Annotated in this window: 22 protein-coding genes and 1 pseudogene; 15 read left to right on the top strand and 8 right to left on the bottom strand. The window is 71.0% G+C overall.

Annotation, left to right across the window (positions count from 1 at the left end; all coding sequences use genetic code 11):
• From E1284_RS41760 to E1284_RS25545, 3 genes are all read left to right on the top strand, one after another.
• On the top strand, positions 1 to 561 hold a 561-nt coding region (locus tag E1284_RS41760), incomplete at its 5' end, for a hypothetical protein (RefSeq protein WP_165965428.1).
• Between the two features lie 94 nt (positions 562 to 655).
• Positions 656 to 1369, top strand: a complete 714-nt coding sequence (locus E1284_RS25550; RefSeq protein WP_131942679.1) for a YcnI family copper-binding membrane protein — start codon at positions 656 to 658, stop codon at positions 1367 to 1369.
• The gene (locus E1284_RS25545) at positions 1366 to 1899 is read left to right on the top strand and encodes a copper resistance CopC family protein (RefSeq protein WP_243714747.1); all 534 of its coding nucleotides are present in this window, start codon (positions 1366 to 1368) and stop codon (positions 1897 to 1899) included. The genes E1284_RS25550 and E1284_RS25545 overlap by 4 nt, the downstream gene beginning before the upstream one ends.
• A gap of 142 nt (positions 1900 to 2041) precedes the next feature.
• On the opposite strand, the gene E1284_RS25540 is transcribed toward E1284_RS25545, so the two are convergent.
• From E1284_RS25540 to E1284_RS25530, 3 genes are read right to left on the bottom strand one after another with little or no spacing between them, the layout of a single operon-like run.
• Complete coding sequence (locus E1284_RS25540; protein ID WP_131942678.1) at positions 2042 to 3034, bottom strand: HD domain-containing protein; 993 nt, start codon at positions 3032 to 3034, stop codon at positions 2042 to 2044.
• 17 nt (positions 3035 to 3051) lie between these two features.
• The gene (locus tag E1284_RS25535) at positions 3052 to 4212 is read right to left on the bottom strand and encodes a radical SAM family protein (RefSeq protein ID WP_131942677.1); all 1161 of its coding nucleotides are present in this window, start codon (positions 4210 to 4212) and stop codon (positions 3052 to 3054) included.
• A gap of 49 nt (positions 4213 to 4261) precedes the next feature.
• Positions 4262 to 6142, bottom strand: coding sequence for a phosphotransferase family protein (locus tag E1284_RS25530; protein WP_165965427.1), 1881 nt, complete (start codon positions 6140 to 6142; stop codon positions 4262 to 4264).
• Between the two features lie 181 nt (positions 6143 to 6323).
• Between E1284_RS25530 and E1284_RS25525 the strand changes: the two genes are divergently transcribed.
• The 5 genes and pseudogenes from E1284_RS25525 (at position 6324) to E1284_RS25510 (ending at position 8688) form a co-directional block, all read left to right on the top strand.
• On the top strand, positions 6324 to 6791 hold the full coding sequence (locus E1284_RS25525) for a hypothetical protein (protein ID WP_131942675.1): 468 nt from the start codon (positions 6324 to 6326) through the stop codon (positions 6789 to 6791).
• A gap of 214 nt (positions 6792 to 7005) precedes the next feature.
• The gene (locus E1284_RS25520; protein ID WP_131942674.1) at positions 7006 to 7521 is read left to right on the top strand and encodes a COG4315 family predicted lipoprotein; all 516 of its coding nucleotides are present in this window, start codon (positions 7006 to 7008) and stop codon (positions 7519 to 7521) included.
• A 20-nt stretch (positions 7522 to 7541) separates the two neighbouring features.
• Entirely contained in the window at positions 7542 to 7973 is a 432-nt protein-coding gene (locus E1284_RS25515) for a hypothetical protein (RefSeq protein ID WP_131942673.1), read from the top strand.
• Between the two features lie 34 nt (positions 7974 to 8007).
• A pseudogene (locus E1284_RS43850) lies at positions 8008 to 8139 on the top strand (antibiotic biosynthesis monooxygenase family protein); the annotation flags it as partial.
• A 45-nt stretch (positions 8140 to 8184) separates the two neighbouring features.
• Positions 8185 to 8688 (top strand): group II truncated hemoglobin, encoded by a 504-nt coding sequence (locus E1284_RS25510; protein ID WP_341770419.1) that lies wholly within the window; start codon positions 8185 to 8187, stop codon positions 8686 to 8688.
• A 32-nt stretch (positions 8689 to 8720) separates the two neighbouring features.
• Here E1284_RS25510 and E1284_RS25505 read toward each other — a convergent pair whose 3' ends face one another.
• The gene (locus E1284_RS25505; protein WP_131942671.1) at positions 8721 to 9320 is read right to left on the bottom strand and encodes a TetR/AcrR family transcriptional regulator; all 600 of its coding nucleotides are present in this window, start codon (positions 9318 to 9320) and stop codon (positions 8721 to 8723) included.
• A gap of 115 nt (positions 9321 to 9435) precedes the next feature.
• Between E1284_RS25505 and E1284_RS25500 the strand changes: the two genes are divergently transcribed.
• From E1284_RS25500 to E1284_RS25490, 3 genes are all read left to right on the top strand, one after another.
• The gene (locus tag E1284_RS25500; protein ID WP_131942670.1) at positions 9436 to 10257 is read left to right on the top strand and encodes an SDR family NAD(P)-dependent oxidoreductase; all 822 of its coding nucleotides are present in this window, start codon (positions 9436 to 9438) and stop codon (positions 10255 to 10257) included.
• A gap of 41 nt (positions 10258 to 10298) precedes the next feature.
• Entirely contained in the window at positions 10299 to 11963 is a 1665-nt protein-coding gene (locus E1284_RS25495; protein WP_131942669.1) for a TlrC/CarA/OleB/SrmB family ABC-F type ribosomal protection protein, read from the top strand.
• A gap of 114 nt (positions 11964 to 12077) precedes the next feature.
• Complete coding sequence (locus tag E1284_RS25490; RefSeq protein ID WP_131942668.1) at positions 12078 to 12503, top strand: DoxX family protein; 426 nt, start codon at positions 12078 to 12080, stop codon at positions 12501 to 12503.
• Positions 12504 to 12660: 157 nt separating this feature from the next.
• Here E1284_RS25490 and E1284_RS25485 read toward each other — a convergent pair whose 3' ends face one another.
• Together E1284_RS25485 and E1284_RS25480 are read right to left on the bottom strand one after the other, a co-directional pair.
• Positions 12661 to 13020: a winged helix-turn-helix domain-containing protein gene (locus tag E1284_RS25485; RefSeq protein ID WP_131942667.1), complete on the bottom strand. Its 360-nt coding sequence runs from the start codon at positions 13018 to 13020 to the stop codon at positions 12661 to 12663.
• Positions 13021 to 13025: 5 nt separating this feature from the next.
• Positions 13026 to 13463, bottom strand: coding sequence for a hypothetical protein (locus E1284_RS25480; RefSeq protein ID WP_131942666.1), 438 nt, complete (start codon positions 13461 to 13463; stop codon positions 13026 to 13028).
• 184 nt (positions 13464 to 13647) lie between these two features.
• Between E1284_RS25480 and E1284_RS25475 the strand changes: the two genes are divergently transcribed.
• The 3 genes from E1284_RS25475 to E1284_RS25465 all read left to right on the top strand — a co-directional run bounded on the left by E1284_RS25475 (position 13648) and on the right by E1284_RS25465 (position 17895).
• Positions 13648 to 15330, top strand: coding sequence for an AMP-binding protein (locus E1284_RS25475; RefSeq protein WP_131942665.1), 1683 nt, complete (start codon positions 13648 to 13650; stop codon positions 15328 to 15330).
• Complete coding sequence (locus E1284_RS25470; protein WP_131942664.1) at positions 15327 to 16970, top strand: AMP-binding protein; 1644 nt, start codon at positions 15327 to 15329, stop codon at positions 16968 to 16970. The genes E1284_RS25475 and E1284_RS25470 overlap by 4 nt, the downstream gene beginning before the upstream one ends.
• 70 nt (positions 16971 to 17040) lie before the next feature.
• Complete coding sequence (locus E1284_RS25465) at positions 17041 to 17895, top strand: helix-turn-helix transcriptional regulator (protein WP_131942663.1); 855 nt, start codon at positions 17041 to 17043, stop codon at positions 17893 to 17895.
• Positions 17896 to 18192: 297 nt separating this feature from the next.
• Here the strand turns inward: E1284_RS25465 and E1284_RS25460 are convergent, their stop codons facing one another.
• Both E1284_RS25460 and E1284_RS25455 read right to left on the bottom strand, forming a co-directional pair.
• Complete coding sequence (locus E1284_RS25460) at positions 18193 to 19434, bottom strand: alanine racemase (protein ID WP_131942662.1); 1242 nt, start codon at positions 19432 to 19434, stop codon at positions 18193 to 18195.
• A complete protein-coding gene (locus E1284_RS25455) occupies positions 19435 to 19677 on the bottom strand; it encodes an ABC transporter permease (RefSeq protein ID WP_243714746.1) in 243 nt (80 codons plus the stop codon).
• Positions 19678 to 19751: 74 nt separating this feature from the next.
• On the opposite strand from E1284_RS25455, the gene E1284_RS25450 reads away from it, so the two are divergent.
• Entirely contained in the window at positions 19752 to 20588 is an 837-nt protein-coding gene (locus E1284_RS25450; RefSeq protein ID WP_131942660.1) for a polysaccharide deacetylase family protein, read from the top strand.
• Positions 20589 to 20702 lie beyond the last annotated feature (114 nt).

The raw sequence follows: 20702 nt of genomic DNA, 5'->3' as shown, positions 1-20702 counted from the left end.
GGGATGAGCGGGTTCGGGGCGGTCCTCGGCGTGACGCTGATGCTGGCGGGCCACGAACGGTCCCTCGCCACGATCCTGGGCGGGCTCCTCGGCGGGCAGTTCGCGCTGCACACGCTGTTCACCGCGGCGGCGCCGCACACCCCGCCCCCGATGCCCGCGACGGCGCACCACGCGGCCGCCATGGACCCGTCCGCCGTGCACACGTCCGCCATGCACGCCGCCATGTCGGCCGGCGCGGACACCATGGCGGCGTCGGCCCCGCACGACCCCAACGGACTGGTCATGACGCTCGCGCACTGCGTGGCCGCGCTGGTCGCCGCGTGGTGGCTGCGGCGCGGCGAGCGGGCCGCCTGGGCGATGGCCCGCCGGGTCGCCGCCGCGGCCGACCGTCCCGTCCGGCTGCTGCTGGCCCTGCTGTCCATCGAGCCGGCCGCGTCCCCGCGTCCCGTCCCGGTGCCTCCGGTGGCGGACGCCGCCACCGCCCTCGGCCGGGTGCTGCGGCACCAGGTGGTCGAGCGGGGTCCCCCCGCGGGTTCGAGGGCGCTCGCGCACTTCTGCTGAGGCGGAGCCTCCGCGTCGGGCGCCGTACGTCACCGGACGCCGATCCGCGGCGCATCCGGCTTCTCTTCCGTACGACTCGAACGGACATTTCCCCATGCCTTTCATCTCGCATGCCCGCCGCGCCGGCGCTCTCGCGTCCCTCGCGGCCCTGGCCGTGGTCGGCGCGGCGACGGCCGCGTCCGCGCACGTCACCGCCAACCCGAGGACCGCCGAGCAGGGCTCCTACACCAAGGTGTCGTTCCGGGTGCCGAACGAGCGCGACAACGCCTCCACCACCAAGGTCGTGGTGCACCTGCCGGTCGACCATCCGCTGGCGTCGGTGTCCGTCCGCCCCACCCCGGGCTGGACGGTGAAGGCCGAGAAGTCCAAGCTGCCGAAGCCGATCACGTCGCACGGCGGCGAGCTGACCGAGGCCGTCACGACGATCACCTGGTCGGGCGGCGAGATCGAGCCGGGCCAGTTCCAGGAGTTCGACGTCTCCATGGGCCCGCTCCCGACCGACACCGACCAGATCTCGTTCAAGGCCGACCAGACGTACTCCAACGGCGAGGTCGTCAAGTGGGAGGAGGAGCAGGCCGAGGGCGCCGCCGAACCGGAGCACCCGGCGCCGACGCTCCAGCTCACCCCGAAGGACGCCGCGCCCACAGCCGGCCTGACGGCCGAGCGGAAGCCCGCCGCCAAGAGCACCGCGTCTGCCAGTGACGGGACGGCCCGCCTCCTCGGCGGCATCGGCATCGCCGCCGGCGTGATCGGCGTCGGCGTCGGCGTCGGCGGGTACGGCCTGAGCCGCGCGCGGAGCCGGGCATGATGCGGCGGATCGCGGCGGGCGCCCTGGCGGCCGGGACGGTCCTCGCCCTGACGGCGGCCCCGGCCTCCGCGCACACCACGCTGACGTCGGCGAACCCGGCGAAGGACGCGACGGTCTCGGCGCCGTCCCAGATCGTCCTCACCTACGCCGACCCGGTGCGGCTACCGCGCGTGGTCCTGATGGACGCGTCGAAGAAGCAGTACCAGTCCGGGTCGGCCCAGGCGGTCGACAACAAGGTCACCCAGGCGGTCAACGGCGCGCTCCCGAACGGGGAGTACACCGTGGGCTGGCGTGTCGTGTCGTCCGACGGGCACCCGGTCGAGGGCACCTACACCTTCACCGTGACGGGTTCCTCGGCGGCCGCGCAGCCCGCCGCTCCTGCCGCGGCTCCGTCGGCGGCCTCCGCGACGTCCGCGGAGAAGTCGTCCAGCTCGTCCGGCTGGCTCTGGATCGGGCTGATCGTGCTGGTCATCGTCCTGGCCGGCGGCACGGTCGGCTGGCTCCGCCGCTCCTCCGCCACCGAAGACTGATCATCGAGCCGTCCGGCCGGGTGACCGCATCAGTGGTCGCCCGGCCGGACGCCCCGCAAGCGCCTCAAGGAACGGACTGCCCGCAGATACCGCCCGCAGGCACACGTACACCGGCGCATGGGCCGCAGCCCCGCGTGGGCGGCTAGAGCGCGCGGCCGCGGGATTCGCCCGGCCCGATGAACGCCATCTCAGGTGCCTCGCGCCGCACATAGCCCAGGTCGGGGATGAACTCGCGAGCAGTGAACGGGGATCCGCCGATCTGCGTCACCAACTCGACGAAGCCGTCCTCGTCGATCTCCAGGAGCCGCTGCCGGGCGTCCGGTACGTGCGCCAGGTACCAGGGCATGACCTCCTGCCGCAGCCAGGACGAGTGGCAGACCTTCTCATTGTTCAATGGGAAGATGACCGGGCGCATGAAGGTCTCCTTCACCGTCCTGGCGATCGCGAAGAGGTCTTCCTGGCCCTCCTCCAGGCTGTCGATCCGGTGCACATCGATGAATTCGCTGAGCAGCGCGCCGAACAACTCGTGGAACTGCTTCTGAAAGAACTCGACATCGGGATTCTCGGCGCGATGGAATTCCTCCGCCAACTGGAAGCAGGAGGCGTACCAGGGGTCGGCCAGTAACGAGAACCCCAGCATGTCGCTCACCGACTGCGGAATGATCCGGGGGTGGACGTTGAGGCCGCAGACGGTGAACAGCGGGTCCTCGATGACCCCGGTGAGCGAGTCGGCGAAGAGCACGATCCGGCCCTCCGCGGAGATGACCGAGGGATCTTTCAGGTGAATGCCCACCAGATCGTCTATGTCCTGCGTTCCGATGGTCGGCGACCGGCTCAGGAAGTACTCCCGCACGTTGGCCGCCTGGTCGAAGAACCCCTTCTCGCTGTTGTGCGCGAACGGCCACCGATTGAGATCGTGCAGCCAGGCCAGCCGCTCGATCTTGGCGCCGTCCAGCGACTCGGTGAGGCCGCTGAGCCGGTCGGCGGTGGACACCACTCGCTTGACGTGCCACAGGCGCGCGAACACCGACAGGCGGGGGTCGACCTCCTGGCCGTAGGTGGTGACGAAGCCGGTGATATGGCGCAGCCGGCCGATGCGCCGGCGGAGGTCGACGGACAACTGGCCAGTCTCCATGCGCACTCCGTGCGTCGTCACGCTCGACCACTCTCCTCACGGCCGCGGGACCCGGCGCGGGCCCTGTCGTGCCATCTGCTCCGCCAGGCTCGCTGCCAGGCCACCGACCGGGCCGACACGACATAGCGACCCCTGGAGGCATGCAAGATCGTGTTGTAACTGAACTCCGAGACGTTCGCCTCAATGTAAAGGTAGCCCTTGGCCGCGTCCCAGGAGACTTGTTCGGGGGCGATCCCGAGGAATTTGGTCAATCTCTCCCCGAAGCCCGCGACGTCTTCCGCGCCTTTGCCCGCGGAAGTCCCCAGCGCACGGCAGGTGGACCGTTGCGAGTCCGGACACGAGCAGGGAAGGCACCGATTCCACAGCAAGTCAGTGCGCCATGTACCCAGTTGCTCCTGCCTTGCCCGAACTAGTGCGATTGCACATGAGCTGTGGCGATAAACGGGATAGTCCGCTTTTCTCCCGGCCGCGGCGGCCTCCCGCCATCCGGCGGCGTCGATGACCTGGATCCGGTCGGGGCCGGCAGCGGCGACGGACGGGAGCAGGGCGCGCAGCCGGGGATCGGCCATCGGGACGCCCGGCCCGACATGCATGCCGGTCACCACCGAGCAGCGCATGCCGGAGTCCCGCAGCCGCCGGATCACCGGTTCCGGGCCCTGCGCGGGCGCGAGTTCCGCTACGAACGGGCGCCAGAAATGGACCGCGTGCTGATGGCGCGACGCGCGCACGGCCGCGGCGTTCCGCAGCGTCGTCTCGAAGTCGGCGATGCGGCCGCGCTCCAGGTCCGTTCCGCGGTCGCGGGCGAACGACTGGGTGAAGAACCAGATGATGGGCCAGCCGGACTCGTCGAGCTCGGCGACCAGCTCGGGGGTGACCGCCGCCTTAGTGATGAGGACGAGCGGGCGCGGTGCCACGGCCTCGTCGAGCGCCCGCACGGCATCGACGAGGAATCGCCTGTTGTCCCTGGTCATCAGCATGTCGGTGTAGTTGCCCAGGCATAACGGGGTCGGGTCGTCGCGCGGGTCGATGAGCTCCGCGCGCTGCCCGTGCAGGTAGGCGCGCAGGCTGCGGGCCAGCTCGGCGGGCGTCACCCGGGCGGTCGGCTTCTTCGCGCGCAGGCCCATCGGGCCGAGGTAGCAGTAGGCGCAGTCCGCCGGGCAGCCCACGACGGGATCCATGCTGATCCAGGTGTCGTGTTCGGCGATCAGTGAAGGGCCCCGCACCGTCTCACCCCCCGCGCCAGAGCGCGAGGAACGCCTTCCGGAGCGCGGCGTACGACTCCGCGCGCTCGGTGCCGTCCTCGACGCCGTCGGAATTCTTCCAATGGAAGTTGAAAGTGTCCTCCAGCAGGCTGCGGCTGTGCAGGTTCGAACCCGAGAACTGGAACTCGAACGAGTCGAACAGGAGGCGCTGTCGCCGCATCCTCGGCGTCCTGAAATACGGTTCGTAGAACAGCGTGTCGTTGGTGATGAGAATGGTGGCGCCCACCCCGAAACGGCAGAACCGCACCTCGATGAGGGAGCCGAACTCCTCCCGCAGGTGCAGGTATCCCTGGATGCTCTCCGTGGACTTGCGCTGCAGGTCGGGATGGATCTCGTAGGGGCCGCCCTCTCCGCTCTCGTAGCTCTTGGAGAGCCCGAAGTACTCGGGGGCGTGGGGATTGGCGAGCGCGACCTGGACGCCGGCCCCGGTGGCGAGGACGGCCCGGATCTCGCTGTTGAAGGTCCCCCGAGGAGACAGGTAGGACTGCCCGGTCTCGGCGAGCAGCCGCACCGTGGACATCCGCGCGGCGGCCTCGTTGAGGGCGTCCCGCTTGGCGTCGTTGCGCTGCCTGTTGACCAGCCGCTCCGAGCCCCGGATCGGCACGAACACCGCCCGGCAGTGCAGGGTGCCCGCCATGACCTGCGGCGCCGTGGAGATCCAGGTGGCGGCCGGGGTGGCGCCCGACAGGTACCGGCGCAGCGCGCAGATCGTGTAGATGAGGGAGGCGGAGTCGGGTTCCTCGTCGCCCGCCTCGATCCCGGCGACCCACCGCAGCCGCTTGAGGCATTCGCACAGCAGGAACCAGCGGTACATCATGAGCGCGCCGGGCCGCGCCAGCTGCGGGAACGACTGGTGCATGACCTGCCGCCACAGGCTCAGGCACTTGATCTCCCGGCTGCCGTCCGCGGGGATCTCGCCGAGCACCAGTTCGTCACGCAGCAGGTACTCCACGCTCGCCAGCAGTTTCGACCGGTCGAGCTCGGTGCCGCCGCCCGCCTGCGGGGTGGTGCGGAAGACCAGGTCGATCTCGAAGCGGGCGAAGTCCTGGAAGACGTGGCCCTGGCGCCCGTTTCCGAAGTCGATCAGATGCACCTCGGAGTGCACCTGGTCGACCAGGACGTTGGCGAACCGCACGTCCCCGTGCAGGAGCCGGTCGTCGTGGACCGGCGCGACCCGGATGGCGGCGATGCGCTCCTCCCACCACTGCCGGAAGCCGGTGAGCTCCGGCAGATCCGGGCAGAAGGAGCGGGCGGTGTTGATGGCCGCGAGGATGCCGGTGTCCCAGCGCAGCTCCGGCAGGTACTTCACCAGCGGCCCCGCCGGGGCGTGGTCGGCGGCGGCCGGGCCTCCGGCCAGCGTCTCGGCGATGGTGCGGAAGCACTCGCGGAGGGTCGCCTCCGACGGGGACTTGTCGCGGTCCTCGCCCCAGAGGTAGGTCCGGACGAGTTTTTCGAAATCGCTGAAGTTCTCGAGCTCCTCGAAGGACTTGCCGCCGATGTAGCGGTAGACGATGACCGCCCACTCCGCGGGCCTGTCGTCCAGCTCGACCTCGACCGGCCCGTAGATGTCGTCCAGGCCATGCTCGGCGAGCCAGCGGTCCTCGCCCGCATACCGGAACCGGTTCTCGTGCTCGGCGCGCATCTGCGCCGGGTCACCCGCCTTCAGCACGATCGGGTCGAGGTGCTCCGACCAGACCAGCGCCACCATCGCCCCGGCGTATCCGCCGGGCAGCAGCCGGACGATCGGGTCCTGCCCGAGCTCGTGCCCGGATCGGTCGAACGTGGTGGTGACCAGTCTCCGGACATCACCGTTGGTGATCTGCGGGTGACGCCCGATAGTCCGCACCGCGTCCTCCCGCATTGAGTGGCGCCGTTATCCATAAATAGAGGCGACCATAATTACGCATTGACGGCCTGTATCTCGTGACCGCACTCTAACCCAGTCCGTGCTGAACTGTCAGCACACGCCCCGGCCGGTCGGCGTACCTGTCGCCGCAGGTCAACGCCCCCGTGCTTTACTGCATTCCGTGACGTCAATCCTCACCGCGCTCGTCGCGATCGCGGGCACGCTTTCCGGATCGCTGGTCACATACCTCCTGCAAAAGAGAATGTCGGCGCGGGCGGAGCAGTTCGCGCAATCGGCGCGCCTTCGCGAGGAACGGCTGTCGGCCTACGGGGAGTTCGCGAAGGCGATCATGGACTACCGCCACGCCGAATTCGCGCGCTGGGAGGCGCGGCACGGGCAGGGCGGCGACCGGGAGCTCCAGGACGCACGTGCCGTGGCCCATCAGAAGAGGGCGGCGGCGTGGCACGCCTTCTTCACGGTCCAGCTGCTCGCGGGCGACGCGCCGCTGATCGGTGCGGCGGGCAACCTCCTGGAGATCACTTCGGATGTCCACCACGCCTCGGACGAGGCCGACCTCCAGCACCGGGGTTCGCTGGTGCGGTCGGAGCTGGCCGATTTCGTGGCCCTCGCCTCGCGGCAGCTGCGCTGACCCGGGCCCACGGGAGACCGCCCCGCACGGGCAGAAGGCCGGCTCACGCGGGTACGGGGATCTCTACAGGCACTGGGATCTCTCCAGGTATGGGAAAGAACGGGTCACAGCCGGGACGGGGGCAGTTCGCGCGGCGGGCCGGCGGGTAGGCGGCGCCGCAGAAGGAGTCGCGGGCGACCGCCGACAGGGCCACGGGAGGGTGCGCATGTTCCGGATGCGGCAGCTGTTGATCATGACGGGAGCGGCCGGGGCGGCCCTGGCGGCGGTGGCCGGGTGCGGCGGCGGAGGATCGGGCGGATCCGGGTCGTCCGGCTACGGCGGCGGATCGTCGCCGACCTCGGCGGCGCCCACCGGCGGCACGTCCGGCCAGACGATCAAGACGGCGAGCGTGGGGAACCTCGGCCCGATCCTGGTCGACGGCGCGGGCCGGACGGTCTACCTCTTCGAGAAGGACAAGGGGAACCAGTCGTCCTGCTCCGGGTCGTGCGCGGCGGTCTGGCCGCCGGTCACGACCAGCGTGAAACCCCAACCCGGTTCGGGCGCGGACGCCTCGAAGCTGAGCACCACCAAGCGGAGCGACGGCACCACCGAGGTCAGCTATGCCGGGCACCCGCTGTACTACTACGCGCCCGACGGCACTTCCAGCGGCAGCACCGGAGGGCAGGGTCTCGACCAGTTCGGCGCCAAGTGGTACGTGCTGTCGCCGTCCGGCAGCGCGGTCACCAAGTAGGCCCGCCATGGGTGATCGCAATGCGTGACCTAGTGCGCTACCTGGGCGTCCTGCTCCTGTTCGGCGTCGGCGCCGTCCATCTGTACGAGTATGCCGCCGACGATTACCGGGTCATCCCGACCATCGGCGTCCTGTTCCTGCTCAACTTCATCGGGGGCGTGGTGCTCGGGCTGCTCCTGGCGCTGCCGCTCGGTTCGCTTCCGGTGATCCGGTCGGTGCCGGTCGCCGGACGGGCCGCGCACGCGCTCGTGGCGCTCGTGGGGATCGCGTACGCGGCGGCCACCATCATCGCGCTGATGATCAGCGAGACGGGCACGCTGTTCGGCTTCCAGGAAGGCGGCTACCGCTCCGCCGTCGTGGCGGCGCTGGCCCTGGAATCCGCCGCCGTCGTCGTGCTCGCCGCCTTCGTGGCCCTCGAAACACGCCACCTGCGCGTACAGCCGTCCCACTGAGACACGGGCCCCGTCCCGCGGCGTCCGTCCGCTCGCCACCGCGCCGGAGTGCGTGGACTACGAGCTCTCCCGCTGCGTCGAGGAGCCCTCCTCCTACATCCTGCGGATCGGCTGGACGTCCGCCGATGACCACATGCAGGGGTTCCGCGGCGGCGAGCACTTCCCCGCCTTCTTCGCCGAGATCAAGCCCTATGTGCGGCAGATCGAGGAGATGCGGCACTACGAGCGGACGCCCGTGCGCGGCGCCGGCTCGTCCGTCCCGACGATGTACGAGTGGGCGGGCGGCGGCGAGGCGTTCGAGCGCCTCACCGAGGTCTTCTACACGAACGTCCTCAAGGACGAACTGCTCTTCCCGCTGTTCGAGCACATGGCCGCGGACCACCCCAAATGGGTCGCGATCTGGCTGGGCGAGGTCTTCCGCGGGCCTGAGCGCTACAGCGGGGAACGCGGCGGCTACCACCACATGGTCCGCCAGCACCTGCGCCGCGGGATCACCGAGGCGCAGCGCCGCCGCTGGGTCTCCCTCCTGATGGACGCCGCGGACGAGGTCGGCCTTCCCGACGACCCCGAGTTCCGCGCCGCCTTCGCGTCCTACATCGAGTGGGGCACGCGCATAGCCCTGGCCAACTCCCAGCCCGACGCGAAGCCGCCCCTGGAAGCGCCCCTGCCCCACTGGGACTGGGGCGTGGCTCCGCCCTACATCCCGTCCGAGTAGCGGACGTCGGGCTGCCGCCGCCTACGGGGACCTCAGGGGGCGAAGGCGCGGAGGGTGGTTTCCACGAGGGCGTCGGCGTACTGCGGGGTCAGCGGGCCGGATCGGTGCAGCCAGCGCTGGTAGAGCGGGGCGTAGAGGACTTCGAGCACCAGGTCCAGGTCGGCGTCGGCGGCGAGTTGGCCGGCCCGCTGGGCGCTGCGCAGCCGGTCCTTCTTGGCCTCGTCGACCGGGCCCGCCAGCTTCTCGCGGTAGGACTCCGCGAGTGCGGGATCGGCGATGATCTCCATGTTGAGCGCCCTGATGGGCGCCTCGAAGGCGGGGTCGGCGAACTCGGCGACGGTGGCCCGCATCACGGTCTTGAGGTCGGCCTCGATGTCGCCGGTGTCGGGCAGCCGGACGCCGTCCTCGTCCTCGGCCTCGCTGAGCGCCAGGAACGAATCGAAGATGACCGCGCCCTTGGAGGGCCACCAGCGGTAGATCGTCTGCTTGCCCACACCGGCGCGGGCCGCGATGGCCTCGATCGACACCTTGGCGTATCCGAGCTCTGAGACGAGCTCGCGCGCGGCGGCCAGCACGGCCTGCCGCGACCGCTCACTGCGCCGTGCGGGGTCCGGCTTTCTGGGCTGTGACACGTCGGGAGCCTAACACGAGACGAGACGGTCCGTCTTGACAGGATCGCACCGCTTGCCGCACACTCTGATTCAACGAGACGGACCGTCTCGTCTCATGTGTAAGCGGGGAGGCTCTATGACAACCGGCCGAGTCTGGTTCATCACCGGCGCGTCGAGGGGCCTGGGCAGGGCGTCCACGGAGGCGGCGCTCGGCGCCGGCGAGCGCGTCATCGCCGCCGCCCGCGACCTCGCACCCCTCGCCGATCTGGCCGGCGCCCACCCGGACCGCCTCGTACGGCTGACGCTGGACGTGACCGATCGAACCGCCGTCCAGAAGGCGGTGGACGAGGCCGCGGCGGCGTTCGGCCGGCTCGACATCGTGGTCAACAACGCCGGCGCGATGCTGCTCGGCATGGTCGAGGAGGCGAGCGAGGAGCAGATCCGCGCCCAGTTCGACGTCAACTTCTTCGGGGCGGTCTGGGTGGCGCAGGCCGCCGTCCCGCACCTGCGGGCCCAGGGATCGGGCCGCATCCTGCAGGTCACGACGATGGGGACGGGCGGCGGGGTGGCGTCCGCCGGGTTCTACGCGGCGAGCAAATCGGCGCTCGACTCGCTGAGCCAGGCCCTCGCGATGGAGGTGGCCCCGTTCGGGATCAAGGTGACGATCGTCCAGCCGGGCGGTTACGGCACGGACCTGTTCACCCGCGGCACCACGACGACCGACCCGCTCCCCGAGTACGAGGAGCTGCGCGCGCGGCTGGCGGAGATGTGGGGCGAGGACGCAGGCCCCGACCCGGCCACGGCGGCCCCGGTGATCACCGAGCTGGTCGACCTGCCGGACCCGCCGCTGCGGCTGATCGTCGGCAGCGCGTCCTACGACATGGTCCAGCAGATGGACGAGTACCGCGCGGCGGAGTACCGCGCCTGGGAGCACCTCTCCCGCAAGGCCCCGGGCTGACCCGCACCCCCTGGCCCCTACCTGAGAAGAAAGAAGGCTCTTTGCGCACTGTGGCCCAACTGGCGTTCACCGACGTCACGAAGCGGTACGGCGACCGCGTCGTGCTGGATCGCGTGTCGTTCACCGTGCGACCCGGCGAACGGGTCGGGGTGATCGGCGACAACGGATCGGGCAAGTCGACGCTGCTCAAGCTGATGGCGCACGCCGAGCGGCCGGACAACGGCGACCTCGCGGTGGCCGCGCCCGGCGGCGTCGGTTACCTCCCGCAGGCGCTCGCTCTCCCGCCGCACGCGACGGTGGCCGACGCCGTCGACCTCGCGCTGGCCGGCCTCCGCGAACTCGAAACCCGCATCCGCGCGGCCGAGCGATCACTCGGCGACACCCCCGCGGACCTGGACGCCTACGCGGCGCTGCTCACGGAGTTCGAGGCGCGGGACGGCTACGAGGCCGACGCCCGCGTGGACATCGCCCTGCACGGGCTCGGCCTTCCGGGCCTCGACCGGGACCGGCCGCTGGGCACGCTGTCCGGCGGCGAACGCTCCCGGCTCGCCCTGGCTGCCACACTGGCGTCCGCCCCGGAACTCCTGCTGCTCGACGAACCGACGAACGACCTGGACGACCCGTCCGTGGCCTGGCTCGAACAGCGCCTGCGCGCCCACCGGGGCACGGTCGTCGCGATCACCCACGACCGGACGTTCCTGGAGCGGGTGACCACCGCCGTCCTCGAAGTCGGCGACGGGCGGGTGCGCCGCTATGGCGACGGGTACGGCGGATACCTCGCGGCCAAGGCCGCCGAGCGTGCCGCCCAGGCGCGGGCCCACGAGGAGTGGAAGGCGGAACAGAACCGGCATGCCGCGCTGGTGGCGGCCAACGCGGGACGACTCGCCGACATCCCACGCAAGACACCCAAGGCGGGGATGGGCACGGGAACGTGGCGGGCGCGCTCGCGGACGCACGGGGCGGCCGGACGCATCCGGCAGTCCCGGCAGCGGCTGCGGTGGCTCACCGACCATCCGGCGCCGCCACCGCCCGAGCCGCTGCGCTTCACCGCCGCCCTCGCCACCGAGACCGCCCCCGGGACAGAGGTGGCCGCGCTCAATGGCGTGGTGGTCGAGGGAAGGCTCCGGCTGGACGCCCTGACCATCCGCACCGGCGAACGGCTGCTGATCACCGGCCCGAACGGAGCGGGCAAGACGACGCTGATGCGGGTGCTCGCCGGTGACCTGCGCCCGGACGAAGGCGACGTGCGCCGGACGGGCCGGGTCGGCTTCTTCCGCCAAGACGAGCCGGACGCCGCCCGCGCACCGCACCGGACGGTCCTGCACGCATACGCGCACGGGCGGCCGGGAAGCCTGGACGACCACGCGGACGCACTGCTCGCGCTGGGGCTGTTCCGGCCGTCCGACCTGAGCCTGCGCGTGGGCGAACTCTCCTACGGGCAGCGGCGCCGGATCGACCTGGCCCGGCTGGTGAGCGAGCCCGCCGACCTGCTGCTGCTCGACGAACCGACCAACCACCTGGCGCCGATGCTCGTGGAGCAACTGGAGGAGGCGCTGGCCTCGTACCGGGGTGCCCTCGTGATCGTGACGCACGACCGCCGCCTACGCGCCGCGTTCACCGGCACCCGCCTGACCCTCGGAGGCACCCCGTGGCGGGACGCCGCCCAACGGCACCGGGCAGACGTCACCCCCTCTCCCCTGGGGTGACGCGGCCACGAAAAAATCTTGAAGAAAAATCCGGAGGGATGTCGATTCGGCGGCGGGCCGGGCGACGCGTCAGTGAAAGGCCGATGAGACGCACCGCCCGGAAGGACCACCGCCATGACCGCCCAGACCGCTCACGCCGCCCCCTCCACCACCCACGCCGGCCACGGCACCCGCCGCAAGGTGCTGTGGGGCGCGCAGATCCTGCTCGCCGCCTTCCTGCTCATCGCCTCCGGACTCCCCAAGCTCGTCGGCCAGGCCGACGCCGTCGAGACCTTCGAACTGATCGGCTGGGGACAGTGGTTCCGCTACGTCACCGGCGTCATCGAAGTCACCGGCGCCATCGCCCTGGTCATCCCCCGCCTCGCCGGGCTGGCCGCGACCGCGCTGATCGGCCTGATGGCCGGCGCCGTCCTCACCCAGATCCTCGTGATCGAGCCCGCATGGAGCGCCCTGCCCGCCGCCTTCGCCGTCGTCTTCGCGGCCATCGCCTATGACCGCCGCGCCGAAACCCGCGAACTGCTGCGCTCCCTCAAGCGCTGACCGAACGGCCCGAGCCCTCCGACCATCCTATGGCCGGGGGGCTTACCGCTGCGAAGCCCACTGTGTCCGGACCGTTGCACCCGTGCACTCGGCACCTACGCCGGGGCCCGCGAGAACGGCGCCCTGGTGGCGATGGCGCTCTATGAACGGCTCGGTTTCAAGATCCGGAAGCGCGTGGCGTTCCGGGGCTTTCGGGTTCCGTAGCCGTCGCCGCCTCGGGGGGCCGGGCGCGGGCCGCGGCGACGATCTGCTCAAGGGCGGCGGCATGGCGCCGGAACGCCTCGCGGCCCTGGGGAGTGAGCCGGACCCGGGTCCGCCGGACGCCGGCGTCCCGTCCCTTCCGGACGGCGACGTAGCCGATGTCCGCGAGGGCCGAGATCTGCTTGGACAGGGCCGAGTCGCTCGTCTCGACGGTGTCGCGGACGAAGGCGAAGTCGACCCAGTCGGCGGGCGCCAGCAGCGCCATGATCGACAGTCGCGCCGGGACGTGCAGGAACTCATCGAAGTAGGCGTCCACGGGCGCTACCGGAGGATCTTCGCGTACACCCGGCGCATTGGACGAGTGAGCGCGACGAACGTCAGAGCGGTCACCGCGGCCGCGATCGTGTACGGCGCGGGGAGCCCGACGAGCCTGGCCACGACCTGGAGGGCGACGAAACCCGCGATGAGATAGGCGGAGGCCGCGAGTACGATCACCAGCTCGGCGCCGCTGGGCTTCCGGTGGACGGACGCACGGGCGTAGCAGATCGCGATCACGCCCAGTATCAGGGCGTCGCCGACGGCCACGGCGAGGGTGTCCCACCGTCCGGGCAGGTCGAACGACGCGCACACGATGAACAGCCCCAGCCCGATGAGCAGCACGCCGGGGCGCGCGAAGCTCTGGCGGAGGTACTCCTCGCGCGTCCGGTCCTGCATGCGCCGCATCGTGTCGAGTGAGCGGCGAGCGCCGTCCGGGTCCATGCGCACCTCCCCTGACTTTCCTCTCAGGAAAGTAGCACATACTTTCCCGAGAGGAAAGTAGAACCCTTCGCGTTCAGAGGCGGGTAGGACGACCACGACTACCCCCGTTCGGGGGTGGCGCAGGTCACTCGGATGGCCAACGATCCTTGTGACCGGGTGTCCGTGCGGCGACGAGGAGAGACCCATGCCCGCAGTCGAGTTCCGCGCGGCGCGCGACTTCCTGCTCGCGCATCGCGACGACTACGCGACCGCGTACGAGAAGTTCCGCTGGCCGGTGCTGACCGGCTTCAACTGGGCGCTGGACTGGTTCGACAAGATCGCCGAGGGCAACGACTCGCCCGCGCTGTGGATCGTCGAGGAGGACGGCGCGGAGGCGAAGTACTCGTTCGCGCAGCTCGCCCGGCGGTCGAACCAGGTCGCGAACATGCTGCGCCGGGCGGGCGTGCGGCGCGGCGACCGGGTGATCCTCATGCTCGGCAACCAGGTCGAGCTGTGGGAGACCGTGCTCGCGACGATGAAGATCGGCGCGGTCATGATCCCGTGCACGCCGCTGCTCGGCACCGCCGACCTGCAGGACCGGATCACCCGGGGCAAGGCGCGGCACGTGGTGGTCACCTCGTCCGACACCGGGAAGTTCGACGGGGTCGAGGGCGACTACACCAAGATCGCCGTGGGCGAGCCCGTCGAGGGGTGGGTGAACTACGGGGAGGCCTACGAGGAGGCCGAGACGTTCACCCCGTACGGGCTGACCATGTCGCGGGACACGCTGCTGCTCTACTTCACGTCCGGGACGACGGCGCAGCCGAAGCTCGTTGAGCACACGCACGCGTCCTACCCGGCGGGCCACCTGTCAACGATGTACTGGATCGGGCTGCGGCCCGGGGACGTCCACCTGAACATCTCGTCGCCGGGCTGGGCGAAGCACGCGTGGAGCAACATCTTCGCGCCGTGGGACGCCGAGGCCTGCGTGTTCATCTTCAACTACACGCGGTTCGACGCCGACCGGCTCCTCGACACGCTGGAGCGGTGCGGGGTGAGCAGCTTCTGCGCGCCGCCGACCGTGTGGCGGATGCTGATCCAGGCCGACCTCGGCCGGCTCGCCACGCCGCCGCGCGAGGTCGTCGCGGCCGGTGAGCCGCTGAACCCCGAGGTCATCGAACGGGTGAAGGACGCCTGGGGCCGCACGATCCGGGACGGCTTCGGGCAGACCGAGACGACCGCCCAGATCGCCAACACGCCCGGCCAGCCGGTCAAGCCGGGGTCGATGGGACGTCCGCTGCCCGGCTACCAGGTCACGCTGATCGACCCGGTGACCGGGGAGCCGGGCACCGAGGGCGAGATCTGCCTCGACCTGGAGGACCGCCCGCTCGGGCTGATGACCGGCTACCACGGCGACGAGGCGCGCACCGAGGAGGCGATGGCCGGCGGCTTCTACCACACCGGCGACATCGGCTCCCGCGACGAGGACGGGTACATCACCTACGTCGGCCGCGCCGACGACGTGTTCAAGGCGTCCGACTACAAGATCTCGCCGTTCGAGCTGGAGAGCGTGCTGATCGAGCACGAGGCGGTCGCGGAGGCCGCGGTCGTCCCGTCGCCGGACCCGGTCCGGGCGGCCGTCCCGAAGGCGTACGTGACGCTCGCGAGCGGCTGGCAGCCGACCGCCGAGACCGCGCAGGCGATCTTCGCGCACAGCCGGGCGCAGCTGTCGCCGTACAAGCGGATCCGGCTGCTGGAGTTCGCCGAGCTGCCGAAGACGATCTCCGGCAAGATCCGCCGGGTCGAGCTGCGGACCAGCGAGATCGACAAGCATCCCGGCGCCGACGACCGCCCGCCCGGCGAGTTCCGTGAGGAGGACCACCGATGACCCTCTCCTACGCCTCGGGCGTCTCCAGTACACCGCTGCTCGGCGACACCATCGGCGCGAACCTCGACAAGACCGTGACCGCCTTCCCGGAGCGGGACGCGCTCGTCGACCGGACGTCCGGACGGCGCTGGACGTACGAGCAGTTCGCCGACGATGTGGAGGCGGTCGCGCTCGGCCTGCGCGACCTCGGCGTCGTCAAGGGCGACCGTGTCGGCATCTGGTCGCCGAACTGCGCCGAGTGGATGCTCGTCCAGTACGCGACGGCGAAGCTGGGCGCGATCCTGGTCAACATCAACCCGGCCTACCGGGTGCATGAACTGGAGTTCGTCCTCAACCAGGCGGGCATCCGGACACTGGTGTCGGCGTCCGCGTTCAAGACGTCCGACTACGCGGCGATGGTGGACGAGGTCAAGCCCAAGTGCCCCGCCCTGCGCGACGTCATCCTCATCGGGACGTCCGACTGGGACGGGCTCATGGAGGCGGGCCGCATCGCCGATCCGGCCGTGCTCAACGACATCGCCCTGACGCTGACCGCCGACGACCCCATCAACATCCAGTACACGTCCGGGACGACGGGGTTCCCCAAGGGTGCGACGCTGTCGCACCACAACATCCTGAACAACGGCTACTTCGTCGGCGAACTGTGCGGCTACGACGAGGAAGACCGCGTGTGCGTGCCCGTGCCGTTCTATCACTGCTTCGGCATGGTGATGGGGAACCTCGCGGCGACCAGCCACGGCGCGTGCGTCGTGATCCCGGCGCCGGCGTTCGACCCCAAGGCGACCCTCGACGCGGTCGCGGCGGAGCGCTGCACGTCGCTGTACGGGGTGCCGACGATGTTCATCGCCGTCCTGAACGAGCCGTCGCTGGACGGCCTCGACCTGTCCTGCCTCCGCACCGGCATCATGGCCGGTTCGCCGTGCCCGGTCGAGGTGATGAAGCAGGTCATCGACCGGCTCGGGATGAGCGAGGTCGCGATCTGCTACGGCATGACGGAGACGTCGCCCGTGTCGACGCAGACCCGGGCGGGCGACTCGCTCGACCGGCGCGTGTCCACGGTCGGGACCGTGCTGCCGCACCTGGAGATCAAGATCATCGACCCGGAGACCGGCGTGACCGTCCCGCGCGGCACGCCCGGCGAGTTCTGCACGCGCGGCTACTCGGTGATGCTCGGCTACTGGGAGGAGCCGGACAAGACGGCCGAGGCCATCGACGCCGCGCGCTGGATGCACACCGGCGACCTCGCCGTGATGGACGACGAGGGCTACGTCAACATCACCGGCCGCATCAAGGACATGGTGATCCGGGGCGGCGAGAACATCTACCCGCGCGAGATCGAGGAGTTCCTCTACACCCACCCCGACATCGTGGACGCGCAGGTCATCGGCGTCCCCGACGAGAAGTACGGCGAGGAGCTGATGGCGTGGGTGCGGCTGCGCGAGGGCGTGCCGGGCCTGACCGCCGAGGAGCTGCGCGCGTTCTGCGAGGGCAAGCTCGCCCACTACAAGGTCCCGCGCTACGTGCACGTCGTGGACGAGTTCCCGATGACGGTCACCGGAAAGATCCGGAAGGTGCAGATGCGCGCCGAGGCGGTGGACATCCTCGGCCTCGACGACGCCGCCGCGACCGAGCACGCGTGATCGCTGAGGGGCCGGAGATTCTGAGCGTGTGACCTTTCGTGGACGGGCCCGTGCAAGGCATGCTCTGAGCATGGGCGACGATGTGGGAGCCGTCCGGGCGGCGGTGCTGACGCTGCACCGCACGACCGGCCTGCCCATGGTGTTCGGCGGCGCGCTGAGCGGCCAGGACCGGCTCCGCATCACCGAACTCGTCGGCAACACGACCGACTCGCTGAACGGTCTGGTCGTGCGGCAGGGCAACGGGCTCGGCGGCAAGGCCATGGCCATGGGACGTCCCGCGTGGGTGAGCAACTACCCGTGCTCGGCGGCGATCAGCCACGACTACGACAAGCCGGTCGGGCGCGAGGGGCTGCTGTCGATCCTCGCCGTCCCGATCGTCGTCCGCCGGCGGGTGCGCGGCGTCATCTACGGCGCGCTCAGGGAGCCTCTCGGTCTCGCCGACCGGGTCGTGGGCGCGGCCGTCCAGGTGGCGCGCGACCTCGAACAGGACCTCGCCGTCCACGACCGCGCGGACGAGGCCCTCGCGCAGTTGCCGCCGGACACCTCGGCCGCGCGCTGGGAGGAGGTCCGGGCGGTCCACGCGGAACTGCGGGCGCTCGCCGAGCAGGTCGACGACCTGCCGACCCGCGACCGCCTCCGCCGGGCGTCGCTGCGCCTCGCCGCCGCCGGGCTGGACGAATCGGACGGATCGGCGGGATCGCCCGGAGCGGGCGGTGCCGCGCCGCACCCGGCGATGCTGTCGCCGCGCGAGCTGGACGTCCTGTCGTACGTGGCGATCGGGTGCACGAACGCGGAGGCCGCCGAACGCCTCGGCCTGCTGCCGGAGACGGTGAAGAGCTACCTGCGCTCGGCGATGCGCAAGCTGGACAGCCACACCCGCCTGGAGGCGGTGACCGCCGCCCGCCGCGCCGGGCTGCTCCCCTGACCGGTGGATCCCGCGGGGCCGCGCGGATTCCGGTGGTCGGGGTCCTCGACCAGTGCTCCGGTCTCGGCGATCGGACCCGGCGACGGGGTCAGCGCCGTGCCGTGGACGTCGTCCAGTGCAGATCGGCCCCCGTGGCGCACTGCCTGGATGGAACGCTCACCGCACGCCGACTGCGCCGGGCCGTGATCGCTCGGCCGCCCCGCCTGTCCCGGCGGGGACGTCCGGCCCCCGAATGCAGAGGAAACCGTAACACCTCGGCGAACACGAGTGGTCGGAGTGAACGGAATTGCGGCGGTGCTAGAACCACGTCCGGACGTAGTCGACGACGACGGGACGGTCGGCGCCGGCGTCGTCCACGACCGGGATCATCGTCCATTTGTCGAGCGCCGTGCACGGGTGGGAGAGGCCGAGCCTGACCACGTCGCCGACGTCGGCGGACGAGTCCCTGAGGAACGCGTGCTGGTCGTTGAGCGCGGTGATGCGCCCGCCCTCCAGCGGGCCCTTTCCCCGGACGAGCTGCGGCTCCGGCAGGCCCTCGTCGAACGGGACGTCGCGTTTGCCCACGTCCAGCAGTGCGAGGGCGGGTTCCGGACGGGACACGACCCGTCCCCATGCGTGCATCGCCGAGCGGAGCGGGGCATCGCCACCGGTGCCGCGCGTGAACGGCGAGATGCCCCGGTAGAAGCCGTCGTCGTGGACGATGTACGCGCCCGACCGCAGCACGACGTTCCCGCCGAGATCGCCGAGGACGTCCGCGACCTGGTCGAAGAACGCGCTCCCGCCGACCGTCACGACCGGCTCGTCCACCTCGTACTCAAGCCCCCGGTACAGGTTCGCGAGCCGGCGCAGGTAGGCGTCCACGGAGCCGCGGCCCCGCTCGGACGCGTCGTGCGCGTGAGCGCCCTCGTACCCGGCGATCCCGACGAGCCGGAGCCTGCGGGTCTTGCGCACGGCGGCGGCGACCTCCCGCGCGTCGCCGTCGTCCCGGACGCCCGTGCGCCCGTTCGGCCCGCCCAGCTCGACGCACACGTCCACCGGCCGCTGGCTGCGGGCCAGGCGCAGCGCCTCGTCCATCAGCTCCACCGAGCGCACCGAGTCGACCCAGGAGACGAACTCGAAATGCAGGTGGATGTCCAGTTCGCCGGACAGCCACGCCAGGCCGGCCGGGTCGAGCAGCGTGTTCGCGTACATGACGCGCCGCACGCCGAACGCGCGCGCCACCCGGAGCTGCGGCAAATTCGCGACCGTGATGCCGCACGCGCCCGCGTCTAGCTGGCGCCGCCACAGCGCCGGGGCCATCGTCGTCTTGCCGTGCGGGGCGAGCCGCAGGCCGGCGTCCCGCGTCCATTCCGCCATCGCCGCGATGTTGTGGTCGAGCGCGCCCGCGTCCAGGGTCAGCAGCGGTGTCCCGAAATCGTCCAGCGGCAGCCTGGCCTCGCGCGCCTCGCCGACCGTCATCCCGTGCGCGGAGGCGGGGATCGCCTTGAACCGCCAGTCGAGTACTTCACCGTCGAGCGCGTCCAGCGCCTTCTCGTCCATTCACAGCCTCCTGTACGACCCGGCCCGGTCGATGCGGCCCCGCGCCACCAGCTCCAGTGTGATCAGTACCGCGGCCGACTCGATAGCGAGCAGCCCGATGAGGACGAGCAGCTGCACCGCGCCCGCCTCGACCGGGTCGGCGCCGCCGAGCAGCACGCCGAGCCGCGCGAGCACCGCGGCCACCACCGCGAGCGAGCCGAGCACGAGGGCCAGCAGCGGGCCCGCCGCCGGGGCCGCGCTCACCCGCCGCCCAAAAGGCCCGATTGAGATCCCATACGGCCCTCCTACCCGGTTAAAACCTCGATAGCGTGGGACTTGTGGAGGTTGAGGAGTCAGGTGGGACATCCCGCCGCAAAGCGCTCTGGCTACTCGGCGCGGCCGCCGGGATCACCGCACTCGGCGCGGACGCCGCGCGTCCCTCGGGGGGCTCCTCCGCGGTGGCCGCGCCCGCGGCGACGCCCCGCGCGAGGCCGGTGATCCATCCGACGCCGACCCCGACGCCGACGCCCACCCCGCGGGCCGCGTCCTGGACGCCCGGGAAGCTGATCGCGCTCGACAAGCCCGTCCGGGAGCTGTCGCAGCTGGCCCCGCCGGCGCCGCCGAACTCGGTCGCGCTGACCATCGACGACGGCCCGAGCCCCGTCTGGACGCCGAGGATGCTCGACCTGCTGGCCGAGCACGAGGTCCACGCGACGTTCTTCATCATCGGCGAGCAGGTGAAGGAGTACCCGAAGCTCACCCGCCGCATCGCCGACGCCGGCCACCAGATCTGCAACCACACCGAGACGCACCCGATCGCCATCGCGCACCTGCCGAAGAAGCGGGTCCGCAAGGAGATCGTCGAGGCGCACGACCGGATCGCGGACGTCACCGGCGTCGTCCCGCAGTTCTTCCGCTCCCCCGGCGGCGCGTGGTCGAAGACGGTCCTGGAGCTGGTCGCCGAGCACGACATGCTCCCCATCGACTGGGCCGTCGACCCCCGCGACTGGGCGCGTCCCGGCGTGGGCCGCATCCGCCGCGCGATGCTGAAGGGCAAGGAGAACAACATCATCCTCTGCCACGACGGCGGCGGCGACCGCTCCCAGACCATCAAGGCCCTGCGGGACGTCATCCCGAAGATGAAGAAGCGCGGCCTGACGTTCGTCGCCCTTTGACCCCGGAATGCGGCAGGCTCCGCGATCGCCCGGCGGGTGATCGCGGAGCCTGCTTTTCCCGCTAGGGAGCGGGCAGCAGGTCTTCGCGGCGGTGCTGGACGGGGGCCGGGGGCG

Origin of the sequence: Actinomadura bangladeshensis, from assembly GCF_004348335.1 — a bacterium.
Taxonomy (GTDB): Bacteria; Actinomycetota; Actinomycetes; order Streptosporangiales; family Streptosporangiaceae; genus Spirillospora; species Spirillospora bangladeshensis.
This window is presented reverse-complemented; position numbering and strand designations above follow the sequence as displayed.

Bases quoted from the DNA above. Each gene is read 5' to 3' on its own strand.
- E1284_RS25550 (WP_131942679.1), top strand. From the start codon at position 656: ATGCCTTTCATCTCGCATGCCCGCCGCGCCGGCGCTCTCGCGTCCCTC.
- E1284_RS25545 (WP_243714747.1), top strand. From the start codon at position 1,366: ATGATGCGGCGGATCGCGGCGGGCGCCCTGGCGGCCGGGACGGTCCTC.
- E1284_RS25540 (WP_131942678.1), bottom strand. From the start codon at position 3,034: ATGGAGACTGGCCAGTTGTCCGTCGACCTCCGCCGGCGCATCGGCCGG.
- E1284_RS25535 (WP_131942677.1), bottom strand. From the start codon at position 4,212: ATGGATCCCGTCGTGGGCTGCCCGGCGGACTGCGCCTACTGCTACCTC.
- E1284_RS25520 (WP_131942674.1), top strand. From the start codon at position 7,006: ATGCGGCAGCTGTTGATCATGACGGGAGCGGCCGGGGCGGCCCTGGCG.
- E1284_RS25515 (WP_131942673.1), top strand. From the start codon at position 7,542: ATGCGTGACCTAGTGCGCTACCTGGGCGTCCTGCTCCTGTTCGGCGTC.
- E1284_RS25510 (WP_341770419.1), top strand. From the start codon at position 8,185: ATGCGGCACTACGAGCGGACGCCCGTGCGCGGCGCCGGCTCGTCCGTC.
- E1284_RS25500 (WP_131942670.1), top strand. From the start codon at position 9,436: ATGACAACCGGCCGAGTCTGGTTCATCACCGGCGCGTCGAGGGGCCTG.
- E1284_RS25490 (WP_131942668.1), top strand. From the start codon at position 12,078: ATGACCGCCCAGACCGCTCACGCCGCCCCCTCCACCACCCACGCCGGC.
- E1284_RS25480 (WP_131942666.1), bottom strand. From the start codon at position 13,463: ATGGACCCGGACGGCGCTCGCCGCTCACTCGACACGATGCGGCGCATG.
- E1284_RS25475 (WP_131942665.1), top strand. From the start codon at position 13,648: ATGCCCGCAGTCGAGTTCCGCGCGGCGCGCGACTTCCTGCTCGCGCAT.
- E1284_RS25470 (WP_131942664.1), top strand. From the start codon at position 15,327: ATGACCCTCTCCTACGCCTCGGGCGTCTCCAGTACACCGCTGCTCGGC.
- E1284_RS25465 (WP_131942663.1), top strand. From the start codon at position 17,041: ATGGGCGACGATGTGGGAGCCGTCCGGGCGGCGGTGCTGACGCTGCAC.
- E1284_RS25460 (WP_131942662.1), bottom strand. From the start codon at position 19,434: ATGGACGAGAAGGCGCTGGACGCGCTCGACGGTGAAGTACTCGACTGG.